Consider the following 15,276-nt stretch of genomic DNA (forward strand, 5'->3'; position numbering starts at 1 on the left):
ACGGGCACGGGTGAGCGCGACGCCGGCCGCTCGCCGCTCCCTGCAGGGAATTTCCGTTGGGCGACGCTCGGAAAACCGCTCCGCGAAAGAAGGCCCGCTTCGAAGACGCCCCGAGCGGTATTCGCTGCGCAGCACGCAACGCCGGGCATTCGCACACACGCTTCATCTGTCGACAGACCCGAGCATCGGCTTCGCGACGACGCCCGCCATTTCGAGCTGCATCAGCACCATGTTGACGAGCCCGTTGACGGACGGCCTGCCGGTTTCGATAACGAAATGCGCGCATTCGCGATAAAGCGGATCGCGCGCTTCGAAAAGCGCCTCGAGCTTGGCCCTGGGGTCGTCCGTTTGCAGTAGCGGGCGGTTTTTGTCTTTGCGCGTGCGCAGCCACAGATCGTGCGGATTTGCGCGCAAATAGACAACGAGACCGCGCGAATGCAGCAGCGCGCGGTTTTCGGCACGCAGGATCGCGCCGCCGCCCGTCGCGATCACGACGTTCTCGCGCTGCGTGAGCTCGGCGATCGTTTGCGCCTCTCGATCGCGAAAACCAGCCTCGCCCTCGAGTTCGAAGATAACCGGAATGCGTGCGCCGGTGCGCGCCTCGATTTCGTGATCCGAATCGAAGAAGGGCCTGTCGAGCCGGCGCGCGACCGCCCGGCCCACGGTGGTTTTACCTGCCCCCATGAGCCCGACGAAAAATACGTTGACGTTTGAGTCCCGCGCTTGCAACGGCTTCCTCTGCTTCAATGAATAGTCTGGCGCAGCTTACTGGCAAAGCGCCTGCGTTGTCGAGCCTGGCTGCGCGCGATGCGCGGGCGCATCAGGGCCCGATCACGACGGTCGGCGTAATGTAGACGACGAGTTCGCTGCGCTGCGCGCGCAACGCCCGATGCCGGAACAACGCCCCCAACACCGGTATTTTGCCCAAGAGCGGCACGCGAGTCACATCGTCACGGTCGTCGCTCGCGTAAATCCCGCCGATCGATACGGTTCCACCGTTTTCGACCTCGACTCGCGTCTGCACATGCTTCGTATTGATCGCAGGGCCTGACGCGGTGTCCTCGCCGACGCTGTCCTTCGCGATGTCGAGATCCAGGATCACGCGCCCGTCCGGCGTGATCTGCGGCTCGACCTCGAGCTTGAGCGTCGCGCGCCGGAACTGGACGCCGGATACGCCTTGCCCGACCTTCGCCTGATAGGGGAGTTCGGCGCCCTGCTCGACGACGGCCCGGGTCCGATCGGCCGTCACGACACGCGGGCTCGATACGATCTGGCCCCGCCCCTCGGATTCGAGCGCGCTCAACTCGACGTCGAGCAAACGGCTCGCCCGTGCGGCAAAGAGCGTGAGGCCGGCGCTCGCGGCGGCGAAACCGCCGACGGGCCGCGCCGTCAAGTCGGCCAACGTGCCGCCGTCGCGGTTACCGACGATGCCCGTCGCCCGATCGCCAGCGTCAGTCGCCCGTAATGCGAGACGCGCTCCCAGATTGCGCGAAAACCCCCGGTCGCCTTCGACGATCCGCGCTTCGATCAACACCTGCCTCGACGGCGCGTCGAGCTTGCCGATCAGCTCGGCAAGTTGCGCGACACGCATCGGCAAATCGGTGATGAACAGCAGATTCGTTCGCGGATCGGCCAGTAGCGAACCACGCCTGGACAACACGCGCTGTCCGCCCGAGCCCGTGAGCAAGCGCTGCAGGTCGGCCGCGCGCGCGTAGCGCAGCACGAAACTGCGGCTTTCGAGCGGCTCCAGTTCGGCGGCACGCGCGTGGGCGTCAAAACGCAAGCGCTCCCGTTCGGCAAGCTCGGCAATGGGCGCGACCCAGATCACCTGCCCGCGCCGGGCCATCGCGAGGCCGTGCGCATCCAGCAGCGCATCGAATGCGCTGCGCCAACGCACGTTCACAAGACGCAGCGATACGGTGCCCCGCACCCGTTCGCTGACGATGATATTCAGACCGGTAAAGCGCGCGAATGCATCGAAAACGGCAGCGAGACTCGCTTGTTGCAGGTTGAGCGAGATCGGGCGGTCATCGCCGGATGCGAGTGCAGTTGCGGCAGCGTCGCCCGGCGCCGACCGATCGAGCGGCGTGTCGCCCATGCGCAACACCGGTGCGAGCGGTATCGGCGGCCCTTCGAGCGTCGCGCCTGCGGCTTGGGCAGGGCTTGGTTGCGCCACGCTCGATGAAGCGCCGCTCGCCGGCTGGCTTTCGCTCGATAAGTACTCAGCCGATGCATCGGCTGCGTGCTCACTGCTGCCGGATGCTCCCGCCGCGCCGCCATACTGCTCGCCGGCACCTTCCCCGGGGCCGCTGGCCTCGCCCACGCCGCCAATGCTTCTGCCGTCGCCCCCGCCATGCGCCGCGCCGCCGTCGTCGCGCATGCTCTGAAGCGAAGCGCCTCGCGCCGCGCTTGCGGTCTGCCACGCGAATTTCCCGGGCAGCGGCACGAACCCCGGCACGCCAACCGGGGCAGTCCAATGCGTGCCCGTTGAAAGGTCAGCGGGCAACGGCGGCATCGAAGGCAAAGGCGACGCGGCGGCCGAGCCTGCCGTCGCGATCGTAACCGTGATCGCGATCGCACCGCCCAACCATAAGCGAACGTGTACGCACATCACTTCGCCCCTCCACCCACGCGCACCACCCGCTGCCCGCCATCGTGCGTCACGAACGTCACGCCGCCTGCGTCGATCCCGGCGAGACGATCGCCGCCAACCGCTTGCCCGGCCGCGACCGACCACGCTGCGCCGCCGCGCTCGAACAACGCAAGACCACTGCGCCGATCGCTCAGCACACCGACGAGCCGCGCACCGTCCTGCGCCTCGCCGGCTGCGAACATAGGCATCGCGGCAAACGGGTCGGCCCTCGGCATATCCGGCACGCTCGCCCATGGCCGCCCCACTCGGCCAGGCAACTCTGGCCACACGTCCAGCCGCGTTTCGAGCACGTTTGTCTCGCCGTCGCGCTTCACGCTGAACGTAACCGGCACAACAAGCTGTGACAGCAGCACAAGCCCGGCAAAAAAACGCAGGAACGCAGAGAAATCCCCTTCCGCGCTCAACGCAAGGGTGTACGCTCCGCCGTCGCGCCGCCCGTCAGCGGATTCGCCGCCAAGCCGGTCAAGCTGACGCACGCGTAAGCCGCTCGTCTGCGCATGGGCGGCGAGCCGCAGCGCGAAATCTGCTGCTGTTTCGCGCCGATCCGGCGCGTCAGCGTCGGCCGCCGCCGGTGACGCGGCCGCAGGTTGCCTGGAGGCGGCCGCGAGAAGCTGCCGGGCACGCGCATCACGCGACGCCGCCGCGTCCAGCGCGCTCTTGCTGCGCGCAACGCCGCCCCAGTCCGCGTCGCGCCCGACATGCACGCCGCACGCAAATACGCCGCATGCAAGCGCAGCGCCCGCCGCGATACGCCATCCGGCGCTGGAAAGGCCGCGTAACCGGCTGACCTGCGCCGTTGTCCGCGACAACATCCAGCCAACCGATCGTTCCGTTGCGAGGCTCATGCGCCCTCCCGCCTGTCATGCTGCACGCTCGCGACGGCGCCGCCGACGCGTGCGCCCGGCGGAAGCGGCCAGCGGATCCGCACCGAAAACGCCAGCGAGCGACCAGCGTGCAGCCCGCCGCCAGCCTGAGCGTCGCGCGCCGCCTGCAAACCCGCTACTTCGGTTGTCCAGCCGCGTTGCGCGCGCTCGAGTTCGTGCAGCCATCGCACGGCGGCCGCGTGCTCAAACGCGTTCGCCTCGAGCCGCGCGTCATGCCCGTCGCTGCGAATCGATGTCAGGCGCACGCTGTCGTAATTCAACCGCTGCAACGCCTCGAACAGATCCACAGTCCGCGTCCGGGAGACAGCACGCTCGGCTGCGCGTGCGATGCGATCGCGCTCGGCATCGCGCAAACCCGCGAGACGCTGCGCCTCCTTCAATTGAGGCGCCCATGCGGCCAACCGGCGTTCCATCGATACACGCTGCGCGTCGAAATGCGCCCGCTCGATCACGCGACCGGCACACCATAGCGCCACCCCCGCCATCCCAATGCACACGGCGGCGGCTATCTCACCGAACACGCGCCGCCGGAGTCGCCGGGCAGCGCGGGCCCGATACGGCAGGAGATTGAAGCCGCCAAGCCGGGCGCGCTGTTTCCGTGGATCGAGTGGCGACGCGAAGCCGCTCGCAACCCGCGGCGTCATTCGAATACCCCGCGCAGCGCCAGCCCGAACGCCACTGCAAAGCCCGGCGACCGGGCGAACACATCGTCGACCGAGCCGAGCGGCGCGCAAGCCGCGCATTCGAACGGCAAAGCAATGCAGCCAAGCAAATCGCCGACGTCCGCGAGCGAAACCCGCGCACTGCCGAACGATTCGAGATCGCCGGCGACGAATGCGCAACGCGGCGCACCGGCCTGCGCAAGCGCGCGCAACGCATCGGCGGGATGCTCATGCTCGGGAGCCGGATAGCGGGCCTGCGCGGCGATGGCGTCACCGCAAATGAGCCAGCCGTGCATGCCGCCGTCGCCGATCCAGACGGCAAGATACGGCTCGCCGCCGTCGATTTCACGTGCGGCGGCATGACGAACGGCCCGCAGTGCCGCAGGCGGCTCGCCGTCGATTGCAACGAGCTCGACGCCGGCCGATGCAGCCGCGTCGATGCGCACGTCGAGATGCGCGTGCGCCGCCGCCGCGAATGCGACTTCGCCCGGCGCCGCTGTATCGCCGATGTCCCAATCGACTGCCAGTGCGTCGCGCGCCAGCCCCGTGAGCTGCTCGGCCGCCGCACGCACGGCGGGCTCGATGCCCGCCCGCGACGCGCCGCGCGGCCACGAAAGCGTCGCCATCGAAAACGCGCCGTCCGGTATCGCCATCACGCCCGGGATGGGCCTTCGGCGCCAGCCGCCGGCCGGCCGCGTCAGCGCGGTACCGCCCAGCACGGCCGACAGCGCGGCCGACACCGCCTGCCAGCCGCCATCGTCGGGCGTGTCGAACGCGCCGGCGGGCAACGGTCGCGCATCAAGCGCCTCGATCCGCAATGCGCCGCCGTGCCCCCGCCGGCTCAGCACCGCAACGCGCACCGCGCGCCGGCTCACGTCGATCCCCGCCGCCATCCGGCGGCCGAGCGCCCACCACGAACGTCCCTGCATCGCTTGCCCTCCATGAACGCACTCCGGCCGGAGCACGGTATGGAGCCATTTTGCGAAGCCGCCGATGCGGCCGGGAGTCGGCCGAATGGCTAACGAGTGCCTTCCGGATGCGCAATCGCCCATCAAGCGCGCTACAGTGAATCGTCGGCGCCGCGCCCCGGCCGTGCGTCGGCTTCCGGTCAGCCAGCGTCCGGAGTGCGCCCAAACCGGGCGGCTATAATCGCGGGACCGTATTTTTGGTGTGCCTATGCAATCCACGAATCCTACGCCTCAGCCTTCGTCGCCCGAGTCCCGCCGACGCCCGTTGTGGCTGAAGCTGCTCGTCGGCGTCGCCGGCCTGGGCGTGGCGCTCGCCGTTTGCGCCGGGCTCGTGCTCCTCTACGCGCTCGTCGTCGTCTCGCCCAACATCCCGTCGCTCGATGCGTTGACCGACTACCGCCCGAAGGTGCCGCTGCGCATCTATACGGCCGATCACGTGCTGATAGGCGAGTTCGGCGAGGAGCGGCGCGACATCGTCCACCTGCAAGACGTGCCCGATTCGCTGAAAAAAGCCGTGCTGGCGATCGAGGATGCGCGCTTTTACGAGCACGGCGGCGTCGATCTGACCGGCATTATCCGCGCGAGCGTCGTGGCGCTGACCAACGGCCACGCGTCGCAAGGCGCGAGCACGATCACGATGCAGGTCGCGCGCAACTTCTTCCTGTCGAGCGAAAAAACGTACACGCGCAAGATCTACGAGATGCTGCTCGCGTACAAGATCGAGCACGCGCTCACGAAGGATCAGATTCTCGAGGTCTATATGAATCAGATCTATCTGGGCCAGCGCGCATACGGTTTCGCCGCCGCCGCGCACGCTTATTTCGACAAGGATCTGAAGGACATCACGCTCGCGCAGGCCGCCATGCTCGCGGGGCTGCCGAAGGCGCCGTCGGCGTACAACCCGGTTGCCAACCCCAAGCGCGCGAAAGTGCGTCAGCAATACATCCTTCAGCGGATGCTCGAACTCAATTTCATCACGCAGGCGCAATATGACGAGGCGACCGCCGAGCCGCTCGTCATCAAAAGCCCGAGCCGCGTCTACAGCGTGCATGCAGAATACGTCGCCGAAATGGTGCGGCAAATGATGTACGCGCAATACAAGGACGAAGCGTATACGCGCGGGCTGAGCGTGACGACGACGATTGATTCCGCCGATCAGACGCTCGCCTATCACGCGCTGCGCAACGGCATCCTCGCGTATGACCGGCGGCGAGGCTATCGCGGGCCGGAAGGCTTCACCGAGCTGCCCGCGAACGCCGACGATCGCGAACAGGCGATCGACGACGCGCTCGCCAACCATCCGGACAACGGCGAGCTGCTCGCGGCCGTCGTCACCGACGCGAGCCCGCGCCAGGTTCGCGTCGTGCTCGCCAACGGCAGCGACGCGACGCTCGACGGCGACAACCTGCGCTTCGCCGCCAGCGCTCTGTCGTCGAACACGCCACAGAACAAACGGATTCGTCCCGGCGCGATCGTGCGCGTCATCAAGAACGACGACGGCTCATGGGCAATCGCGCAGCTGCCGCAAGTGGAAGGCGCGTTCGTTTCGATCGTCCCGCAGAACGGCGCGATCCGCGCGCTGATCGGCGGCTTCGATTTCAACAAAAACAAGTTCAACCACGTGACGCAGGCGTGGCGGCAGCCCGGTTCGGCGTTCAAGCCGTTCATCTATTCGGCGTCGCTCGACAAGGGCCTTGGGCCGGCGACGATCATCAACGACGGCCCGCTGTACTTCAGTGCCGCAGAAACGGGCGGCCAGCCATGGGAGCCGAAAAACTACGGCGGCGGCTTCGACGGCCCGATGACGATGCGCACCGCGCTGCAACGTTCGCGCAATCTGGTGTCGATCCGGATCCTCCACCATATCGGCCCGAAATACGCGCAACAATACATCACCCGTTTCGGCTTCGATGCGGACCGCCACCCGGCCTATTTGCCGATGGCGCTCGGCGCAGGCCTCGTCACGCCGCTGCAGATGGCGGGGGCCTATTCCGTGTTCGCCAACGGCGGTTACCGGATCAATCCGTTCCTGATCGCCGAAATCACCGATCCGAACGGCAATGCCGTCGCACGTGCGCAGCCGCTCGTCGCTGAGCAGAACGCGCCGCTCGCGATCGATCAGCGCAACGCCTACGTGATGAACAGCCTGCTGCAAAGCGTCGCGCAGCGCGGCACCGGCGCACGCACGAACGTGTTGAAACGCACCGATCTCGGCGGTAAGACCGGTACGACGAACGATTCGCGCGACGCCTGGTTTTGCGGCTATCAGCACACCCTCGCGGCGGTCGCGTGGATCGGCTACGACAATCCGCGCAGCCTCGGCGACAAGGAAACCGGCGGCGGACTCGCGCTGCCTGTCTGGATCGACTACATGGGCCCCGCGCTCAAGAATGTGCCGCCATACAAAATGCCAATGCCCGATGGCATCAAAACGCTCGGCAACGAACTGTATTTCGATCAGTTCACGCCGGGCCACGGGTTCGTGTCGACCGTCGGCGTGAGCCTGCCGGCTGCGTCATCGTCCGACGATTCGGAAGACTCGGCCCCGTCGCACGTCAACGAACAGGAAAAGCAGGACATCATGAACCTGTTCCGCGGCGGCAACTGACGCCGCGGCTGCCAACGCGCCGCGCCATCGAGGCCCGGTGGCGGCAACAAACGACAAAGCGGCCCCAGGGCCGCTTTGTCGTTTGGAAAACGCGTGGCCGGCGCGCCGGCCACGCGCGCATCACATGTGAAACGTCACCGGCGTGCCGGCCTGCTGGGTCGCATAACCGGTCAATGCATCGAAGAACTCCTGCCCGGTGCGGGTATCGCGCCACCTGCCGTCGACGAACCGGTAGTGGAAACCGCCCGCCTTCGCGGCAATCCACACCTCCTGCATAGGCGGCTGCAGGTTGATGATGATCTTCGAACCGTTTTCGAACGTCAGCGTCAGCACGCTGCCGTTGCGTTCGAGATCGATGTCGGCGTCGCCTTCATTGACTTCGTCGACCGAGCGCTCAACGGCCGCCAGCACGGCCTCGGCGCGGGTCAGGTATTCAGTGTCGGGCATGCTAAACTCTATCGATTCAATTGTTTAGGGACGGTCATGCGAATTGCTTGGCAAATGCGCGCTTTGCCGATCAGCGCGATTGTAGCGGCTTTGATGCTAGCAGGCTGCGGTCAGCGTGGCCCGTTGTACTTACCGGAAGTGCCGCCGCTGCCACCCAAGCCGATCGAGCGCGCGCAGCCGCCCGCGGATGCCGCCGATGCGGCTTCGTCCGACGACGGCAGCGCAGCTGACTCGCCGCTCGCGCTGTCGCCCGAATTGTCGGCGCAGCGGGCGTCGAAAGCCATGCCCGCTTCCGGTGCGTCTTCCGCTCAATAACCGAACTCGCATGAATCAACCCGCATTCGATTATGTCGACGGCACGCTCCACGTGGAGCGCGTGCCTGCCGAAGCGCTCGCCGAGCGCTTCGGCACCCCGCTGTTCGTCTATTCGCGCGCCGCGCTCACCGCCGCCTATGACGCTTATGCTCAGGCCTGCGCGGGCCGCCGCGCGACGATTCACTTCGCGGTGAAATCGAACGGCAATCTCGGCGTGCTCAACGTGTTTGCGCGCCTGGGCGCGGGCTTCGACATCGTGTCGGGCGGCGAACTTGCCCGCGTGCTCGCGGCGGGCGGCCAGGCGCGGAACACGGTGTTCTCCGGCGTCGGCAAGAGCGCGGATGAGATGCGCGTCGCACTCGATGTGGGCGTGAAATGCTTCAACGTCGAATCGATCCCCGAACTCGACCGGTTGAACGCCGTCGCGGCGTCGCTCGGCAAGCGCGCGCCCGTGTCGCTGCGCGTGAATCCGGACGTCGATCCGAAAACGCACCCCTACATCTCGACCGGCCTGAAGGCGAACAAGTTCGGCATCGCGTTCGACGACGCGCGCGCCGCTTACCGGACGGCGGCCGCTCTGCCGAACCTCGACGTGATCGGCATCGACTGCCACATCGGCTCGCAAATCACCGAGCTGAGCCCGTATCTCGACGCGCTCGACAAACTGCTCGATCTCGTCGAGCAGGTCGAGGCGGACGGCGTGACGATCCGCCATGTCGATGTCGGCGGCGGGCTCGGCATCGTGTACGACGCGGAAACGCCGCCCGATATCGGCAGCTATGTGCGCGCGGTGCTCGATCGCATCGACGCGCGCGGACACGGCCATCGCGAAGTGTGGTTCGAGCCGGGCCGCTCGCTGACGGGCAACGCGGGTGTGCTGCTCACGCGGGTCGAATTTCTGAAGCAGGGCGAGGAAAAGAACTTCTCGATCGTCGATGCCGCGATGAACGATCTCGCGCGCCCGACGATGTACGACGCGTATCATGCGATCGATCCGGTGAAGCCGCGCACCGACGTCGCGCCTGCGGTCTACGATGTCGTGGGCCCCGTCTGCGAAAGCGGCGATTGGCTCGGCCGCGAGCGCACGCTGGCGATCGAGCCCGGCGATCTGCTCGCGATCCGCTCGACGGGCGCCTACGGATTCACGATGAGCTCCAACTACAACGCGCGGCCACGCGCGGCCGAGGTGATCGTCGACGGCGCTAACGCGCATCTCGTGCGGTCACGCGAAACGATCGAGAGCCTGTTCGAGCACGAGACGATCCTGCCAGAGGGTTGAGCGGCGAAGTACACGAAGGAAGCCTGCTGACGCGCGCATCCGGAATTCATCGTCCGCAGACCGAAGGCGATGTCCGTTCACCGGACATCGCCCTTTTATTTGGCCATCGGACAATCCGGCCCGCGCCCGCATCGCGCGCGGCGCAGCCGGCCTACGCGCGCCGCCAGCGCTCCCGCGCCCAGAGCAGCAGACGCCAGCCAAGCAGCGCGACGACGATCGCGCCATACAGCTTCGGCAGCGCGAGATCGTGCTTGCCCGCCTTCATCCACCAGAAATGCAGGATGCCGAACGATGCGATCAGATAGATCGCGCGGTGCAGCGTCTGCCAGTGCCTGCCGAGCCGCCGCGCGGCCGCGCGCGGCGACGTCGCGGCGAGCGGGATCAGCAGCACGAACGCGGCGAACCCCACGGTGATGAACGGGCGCTTTACGATATCCTTCGCAATCTCCATCAGGTCGAACCATTTGTCGAACCAGATGTATGTCGTGAAATGCAGCGCCGCGTAAAAAAACGCGTAAAGCCCGAGCATGCGCCGCAGCCGCAGCAGCGCGTTGACGCCCGTTAGCCGCCGCAGCGGCGTGACGGCGAGCGTGATGCACAGAAACACGAGTGTCCAGAGCCCTGTCGAGCGCGTGATGAATTCGATCGGATTCGCGCCGAGCTGACCTGTCGCGCCGAAAAACACGATCCGCGCGAGCGGGTACAACGAAGCGGCGAATACCGCCACCTTCACGGGCATGAGCCATTGCGGCACGCCGTTCGTGCGGCCTGCGCCGCGGCGCGTCGCGTTGCCGCTGGAGTCCGCGCTTGCGTTCGTCTTTGCGAATGCCGTCGGTTGCATGGGATTCTCCATTCGCCAAGACTCAAAAATAACGCTTCAGATCCATGCCGCGATACATCGACGCGACCCATTCGCCATAACCGTTGTACATCAGCGTCTTGCGCTTCGGCGTAAAGAAGCCGTCGTCGCCGATGCGCCGCTCGGTCGCCTGGCTCCAACGCGGATGATCGACATTCGGATTGACGTTCGAATAGAAGCCGTATTCGTTCGATGCGTATGTATTCCAGCTCGTCGGCGGCTGACGCTCGACGAAACGGATCTTCACGATCGACTTCGCGCTCTTGAAGCCGTACTTCCACGGCACGATCAACCGCACCGGCGCGCCGTTCTGGTTCGGCAACACCTGGCCGTAGACGCCCATCGTCAGCAATGTCAGCGGGTTCATCGCCTCGTCCATGCGCAGCCCTTCCGAATACGGCCAATCGAGGATCGGCGCGGATAGTCCGGGCATTTGCGAAGGATCGGCGAGCGTGATGAACTGCACGAATTTCGCGTTGCCGGTCGGCTCGACGCGCTTGATGAGTTCGGCAAGCGGAAAGCCGATCCACGGCATCACCATCGACCAGCCCTCGACACAGCGATGCCGGTACACACGCTCCTCGAGCGGCGCGAGCTTCAGCAACTCGTCGATGTCGTACACCTTCGGCCGCTTGATCTCGCCTTCGACCGACACGCGCCACGGATGCGGCCGGAGTGTGCCGGCATTGCGCGCCGGATCGCTCTTATCGGTGCCGAATTCGTAGAAATTGTTGTAGGTCGTGATGTCCTTGAACGGCGTGACCTTGTCCGGCACGACGAACTTCGGATTGGTCTGCGCGGCAAGCTTGCGCGCCTTCGCGTCGGGCGACGCGTATTCGGCGAACGCCAGTCCGGGCGCGCTGCCGGCAAGCCCGCCCGCGGCGACGGCGCCCGCCGCCCGTAAGATCCGGCGTCGATTCTCGAAAACCGCTTGCGGCGTGATTTCGCTGCGTGGAATGTCGTCGCCGGCGAGCGCCGCACGCAGCGTGTTTCTGATCATCATAGTGATGCTCCGTTCTGTCCGGCGACGCGCGCTTCGCTCGCCAAAACGTTAGACCCGATTTCGCACCGCCTGTTCGCCGGCATCGCGCCAAACCGCCGGTGCAAGAAAAAACCGCCGAGCATTGAATGCGTCGGCGGTTATTAGTCGTGCGAGCGGCGCGGATCTTACAGCTTGCCGTAACTATGCAAGCCGGACAGAAACATATTGACGCCGAGGAACGCGAACGTCGTGACGAGCAGGCCCGTCAACGCCCACCAAGCGGCAACCGCGCCGCGCAGCCCTTTCATCAGACGCATGTGCAGCCACGCCGCATAGTTCAGCCAGACGATCAGCGCCCAGGTTTCCTTCGGGTCCCAGCTCCAGTAACCGCCCCATGCCTCGGCTGCCCACAACGCGCCGAGAATCGTGGCGATCGTGAAGAACGCGAAGCCGACCGCGATCGACTTGTACATCACGTCGTCGAGCACGTCGAGCGCGGGCAGCCGATCGGCCAGCATGCCGCGCTCCTTGAGCAGATACGCAACGGCGACCATCGCAGACAACGCAAAGCTGCCATAGCCGATGAAATTCGCGGGCACGTGGATTTTCATCCACCAGCTTTGCAACGCGGGCACGAGCGGCTGGATCTGCTGCGCGTCGCGCGCGATCGAGTACCACATCAGGAAGCCGACCGCCGCGCTGATCACGAGCAGCACGAACGCGCCCATCGCGCGCGTGCCATAGTGCCCTTCGTAGTACAGATAGAGCAGCGCGGTGATCAAGCTGAACAGCACGAACACTTCATACAAGTTCGATACCGGAATATGGCCGATATCGGCGCCGATCAGATACGACTCGTACCAGCGCACCATCAGTCCGGTAAACCCCATCAGCACGGCCGCCCATGTGAGCTTCTGACCAATCGCGCCACCCGAGCCCGAGCGTGACAACATGCCGATCCAGTAGAACACGGTCGCGAGCACGAACAGCGCGCTCATCCACAGAATCGCGGACTGGCTGGACAGGAAATATTTGAGCAGGAACGCCGAATCGGCGCGCGATAAGTCGCCCTGGTAAATCTGCAACGACAGCAGCGACAGCGCGGCGATCGCCGCCATCAAGAGCCGCGCGGGCTTCCAGCGCCAGCCCAGCGCGATGAGCGCGGGCACGGTGCCGATCAGCACGGCCTTGTCGTAATAATTCATCTGCGCGCGGTAATGCGTAAGCGCGAAGCCCGCGCCGACGACGAGCGCCAGCGCGAACAGCCAGTCGATAGCCGACAAGCGCCGCAGGAACGGCCGCTCGTCAAAGGCCGGCGAGTCGGCCGGCGTTTCGGCGAGAGCGCGCGGCGCGCGCGATGACGATACTTGGGTCAGATCCATGATGTCAGCGAGTCGAATTGTTGGTCCCGGCGCGATCGGGCGCGGCGGCCGGTTTGGCGCGCAGCGCGGCGGCGGCCGCGTCGCGTGTTTGCACGAATTCTTTTTCGAAGTCGAAAGTCTTGCGCGCGGTGGACATTGCCATCAGCACGCTCGCGCCTCCATCCGCATCCTTGATCCAGAACCAGAGACGCCGCTCGCGCACGTAGAACATCGCGAAAATACCGGCGACGAGCAACAGGCTGCCAACGTATACCAGATTCTTGCCGGGTGCGCGCGTGAGCTGGAACACCGATGCCTGCACCTGTTTGAACGAATCGAGTTGCAAGTAGACCGGCGCGCCGTACAGAAAACTGTCCGACAACGCGTTGATCGCATTCTGCACGAAGCGCACCGTGGGCTGCGCCTGCTGCGCGGCCGGCTCGTTCGCGCGCTCGCGGGCAATTTGCCAAACCTCCCACATCGAGCCTTCAAGCATCCGCAGCAGCAAGCCGGCGGCCTTTTCCTTCTCGTCTTTCGGCACCGAGCGGTCGATGAACGTCGCGACCGCCTGAAAGCCGCCGAGCGGATTGCCGTCCGCGCCGCGGCCGATGCTGCCGTCCGCTCCCGCGAATAGGGTCAAAACGCGCAACGCGCTGTCCTCGAGGCGTCCGCGCAGCGACGCATCTCCATTGCCGAGCGAATGCTGCGCGAAGCGGCGTGCCGCGTCGATGCGCACCGCCGGGTCCTGGAGCGCCGCCCGCAGCCGCATCCATTCGCCGACCGAATCACGGCTGTCGGCCGGAATCCGCAGATAGCGGAACGGATCGTTCGGGCTCGCCCGCACGCCTGCGAGGAACACGCGATCGCCGCCGATTTCGACCGGCAACATGTAGTTGTTGAATTCGCGCGCCTGGCCGTCCTTGCCGCGCACCTTGTACTGAACCGACGGCCCGACGTTGTGCAGCTCGAGCGGCTTCGACGACTTCGCGCCCGAGCCGAGCCGCTCATCGAGGAGTTCCTTGACGGATTGGCGCGTCGCGACGCCGCGCGCATCGGTCTTGCCGCTCGCGTCCGACACGTTCTCGACGTTGATCGCGCGAAAATCCGAAAATTCGACCGTATCGCCGCCGGAGCCGGGCAACGGCGTCGCATTACCGATCGTGCCCTTGAACGGAAACGTCGAGGCGCTCGCGCCTTCCATCGGATAGGCAGTCATCTCCATCAGCGAGCCGCCGTCCTGGAAGCTCGACTGGTAAATCGACACGCCCTTGTACTCGAACGGCTTGTTCACCTCGACGCGCGCGGGAATCCGCTTGCCCGTCTCGCGATCGACGACGACGATGTCGCTCGCGAAAAGCTTCGGCATCCCGGTCGAGTAATAGTCGACGATGAACTTCTCGAGTTGGATCGAAAACGGCAAATCCTGAATCAGCGAGCCGGTCGGCTGATTGAGGATCGCGGTCGACACGTACTGCCCCTCGGGCACCCATGCATAGCCGCGAAACGTCGGATTCGACTCGGACAGCCGATGCTCGGCGCCGATCTCGCTGATCGTCGCGCTTGTATTGACGGGACTCTTGCCGAGCAGCCACATTTGAAATTTGATCGGCAGATTGCTGTCGACGAGGCCGCCCACGCAGATCACGACGATCGCAAGATGTGCGGCAATGTAACCGAACTTCGTCAGCGCGCCGCGCTTTGCGCTGATCAGCGTCGCGTCGCCGGTCTCGCGAACGACATGCTTGTAGCCCGCCTTCGCGACGAGCGCCGCGAGCGCGGCGGCGGCGGCCGCGCGCGTGCCGCCCGAGGCGAATTCCGCTTTGTGGTGGAACGCGCGCAGGCTGCCCTCGCGAACCTTGTCTTTCCAGCTCTTCGCGTCGGCGAGCATCTTCGGCGCATTGCGGATCACGCACAGAGAAACCGATGCGACGAGAAAAATCAGGATCAGCATGAACCACCACGCGCTGTAGACCGTGTAGAGGCTCAGCCCGCGGAAGATGTCGGCCCAGAACGGGCCGAACTGATTGACGTAGTTCGGATACGGATCGTCCTGCGTGAGGACCGTGCCAATGATGCTCGCAATTGCGAGAATCACGAGCAATGCGATCGCAAAGCGCATCGAGCTGAGCAGCTCGATCGCGCGCTTCGCGGCGGACGGTCCCGCCGCCGATTGCATCCCCGATGTGGTAACGCTCATTCAAACTCCAACTCACAACAAAAAAGGGCAAGGCGGCCGTTCGACGGCGCCCCACCCTTTT

13 protein-coding genes are annotated in these 15,276 nt (G+C 65.6%); 3 read left to right on the forward strand and 10 right to left on the reverse strand.

Features of this window, described 5'->3' with window-relative positions:
* Positions 1-162: 162 nt before the first annotated feature.
* The 5 genes from BSIN_RS03510 to BSIN_RS03530 form a co-directional block, all read right to left on the reverse strand.
* Positions 163-729 carry a shikimate kinase gene (locus BSIN_RS03510; protein ID WP_059512456.1) on the reverse strand — a complete coding sequence of 189 codons (567 nt, stop codon included), beginning with the start codon at positions 727-729 and terminating at the stop codon, positions 163-165.
* A 91-nt stretch (positions 730-820) separates the two neighbouring features.
* Entirely contained in the window at positions 821-2,515 is a 1,695-nt protein-coding gene (locus BSIN_RS03515; protein WP_256583604.1) for a type IV pilus secretin PilQ, read from the reverse strand.
* A gap of 95 nt (positions 2,516-2,610) precedes the next feature.
* Positions 2,611-3,465 (reverse strand): hypothetical protein, encoded by an 855-nt coding sequence (locus tag BSIN_RS03520; protein WP_089339524.1) that lies wholly within the window; start codon positions 3,463-3,465, stop codon positions 2,611-2,613.
* Between the two features lie 29 nt (positions 3,466-3,494).
* A complete protein-coding gene (locus tag BSIN_RS03525; protein ID WP_369828111.1) occupies positions 3,495-4,181 on the reverse strand; it encodes a PilN family protein in 687 nt (228 codons plus the stop codon).
* Entirely contained in the window at positions 4,178-5,128 is a 951-nt protein-coding gene (locus tag BSIN_RS03530) for a type IV pilus biogenesis protein PilM (protein WP_069233667.1), read from the reverse strand. The genes BSIN_RS03525 and BSIN_RS03530 overlap by 4 nt, the downstream gene beginning before the upstream one ends.
* 247 nt (positions 5,129-5,375) lie before the next feature.
* On the opposite strand from BSIN_RS03530, the gene BSIN_RS03535 reads away from it, so the two are divergent.
* Positions 5,376-7,775 (forward strand): penicillin-binding protein 1A, encoded by a 2,400-nt coding sequence (locus BSIN_RS03535; RefSeq protein ID WP_089339525.1) that lies wholly within the window; start codon positions 5,376-5,378, stop codon positions 7,773-7,775.
* A 120-nt stretch (positions 7,776-7,895) separates the two neighbouring features.
* On the opposite strand, the gene cyaY is transcribed toward BSIN_RS03535, so the two are convergent.
* Entirely contained in the window at positions 7,896-8,222 is a 327-nt protein-coding gene (gene cyaY, locus BSIN_RS03540; RefSeq protein ID WP_059512421.1) for an iron donor protein CyaY, read from the reverse strand.
* A 36-nt stretch (positions 8,223-8,258) separates the two neighbouring features.
* On the opposite strand from cyaY, the gene lptM reads away from it, so the two are divergent.
* Both lptM and lysA read left to right on the forward strand, forming a co-directional pair.
* A complete protein-coding gene (lptM, locus tag BSIN_RS03545) occupies positions 8,259-8,537 on the forward strand; it encodes an LPS translocon maturation chaperone LptM (RefSeq protein WP_059512422.1) in 279 nt (92 codons plus the stop codon).
* Between the two features lie 10 nt (positions 8,538-8,547).
* Positions 8,548-9,816, forward strand: a complete 1,269-nt coding sequence (gene lysA, locus BSIN_RS03550; RefSeq protein WP_089339526.1) for a diaminopimelate decarboxylase — start codon at positions 8,548-8,550, stop codon at positions 9,814-9,816.
* A 151-nt stretch (positions 9,817-9,967) separates the two neighbouring features.
* Here the strand turns inward: lysA and msrQ are convergent, their stop codons facing one another.
* The 4 genes from msrQ to BSIN_RS03570 all read right to left on the reverse strand — a co-directional run bounded on the left by msrQ (position 9,968) and on the right by BSIN_RS03570 (position 15,215).
* Positions 9,968-10,669: a protein-methionine-sulfoxide reductase heme-binding subunit MsrQ gene (msrQ, locus tag BSIN_RS03555; protein ID WP_173678619.1), complete on the reverse strand. Its 702-nt coding sequence runs from the start codon at positions 10,667-10,669 to the stop codon at positions 9,968-9,970.
* A 10-nt stretch (positions 10,670-10,679) separates the two neighbouring features.
* On the reverse strand, positions 10,680-11,678 hold the full coding sequence (msrP, locus tag BSIN_RS03560) for a protein-methionine-sulfoxide reductase catalytic subunit MsrP (RefSeq protein WP_089339527.1): 999 nt from the start codon (positions 11,676-11,678) through the stop codon (positions 10,680-10,682).
* A gap of 164 nt (positions 11,679-11,842) precedes the next feature.
* Positions 11,843-13,039, reverse strand: coding sequence for a c-type cytochrome biogenesis protein CcsB (ccsB, locus tag BSIN_RS03565; protein ID WP_059512426.1), 1,197 nt, complete (start codon positions 13,037-13,039; stop codon positions 11,843-11,845).
* Between the two features lie 4 nt (positions 13,040-13,043).
* The gene (locus BSIN_RS03570) at positions 13,044-15,215 is read right to left on the reverse strand and encodes a cytochrome c biogenesis protein ResB (protein WP_173678620.1); all 2,172 of its coding nucleotides are present in this window, start codon (positions 15,213-15,215) and stop codon (positions 13,044-13,046) included.
* Between the last annotated feature and the right edge of the window lie 61 nt (positions 15,216-15,276).

The sequence above is a fragment of the Burkholderia singularis genome (assembly GCF_900176645.1).
Lineage (GTDB): Bacteria > Pseudomonadota > Gammaproteobacteria > Burkholderiales > Burkholderiaceae > Burkholderia > Burkholderia singularis.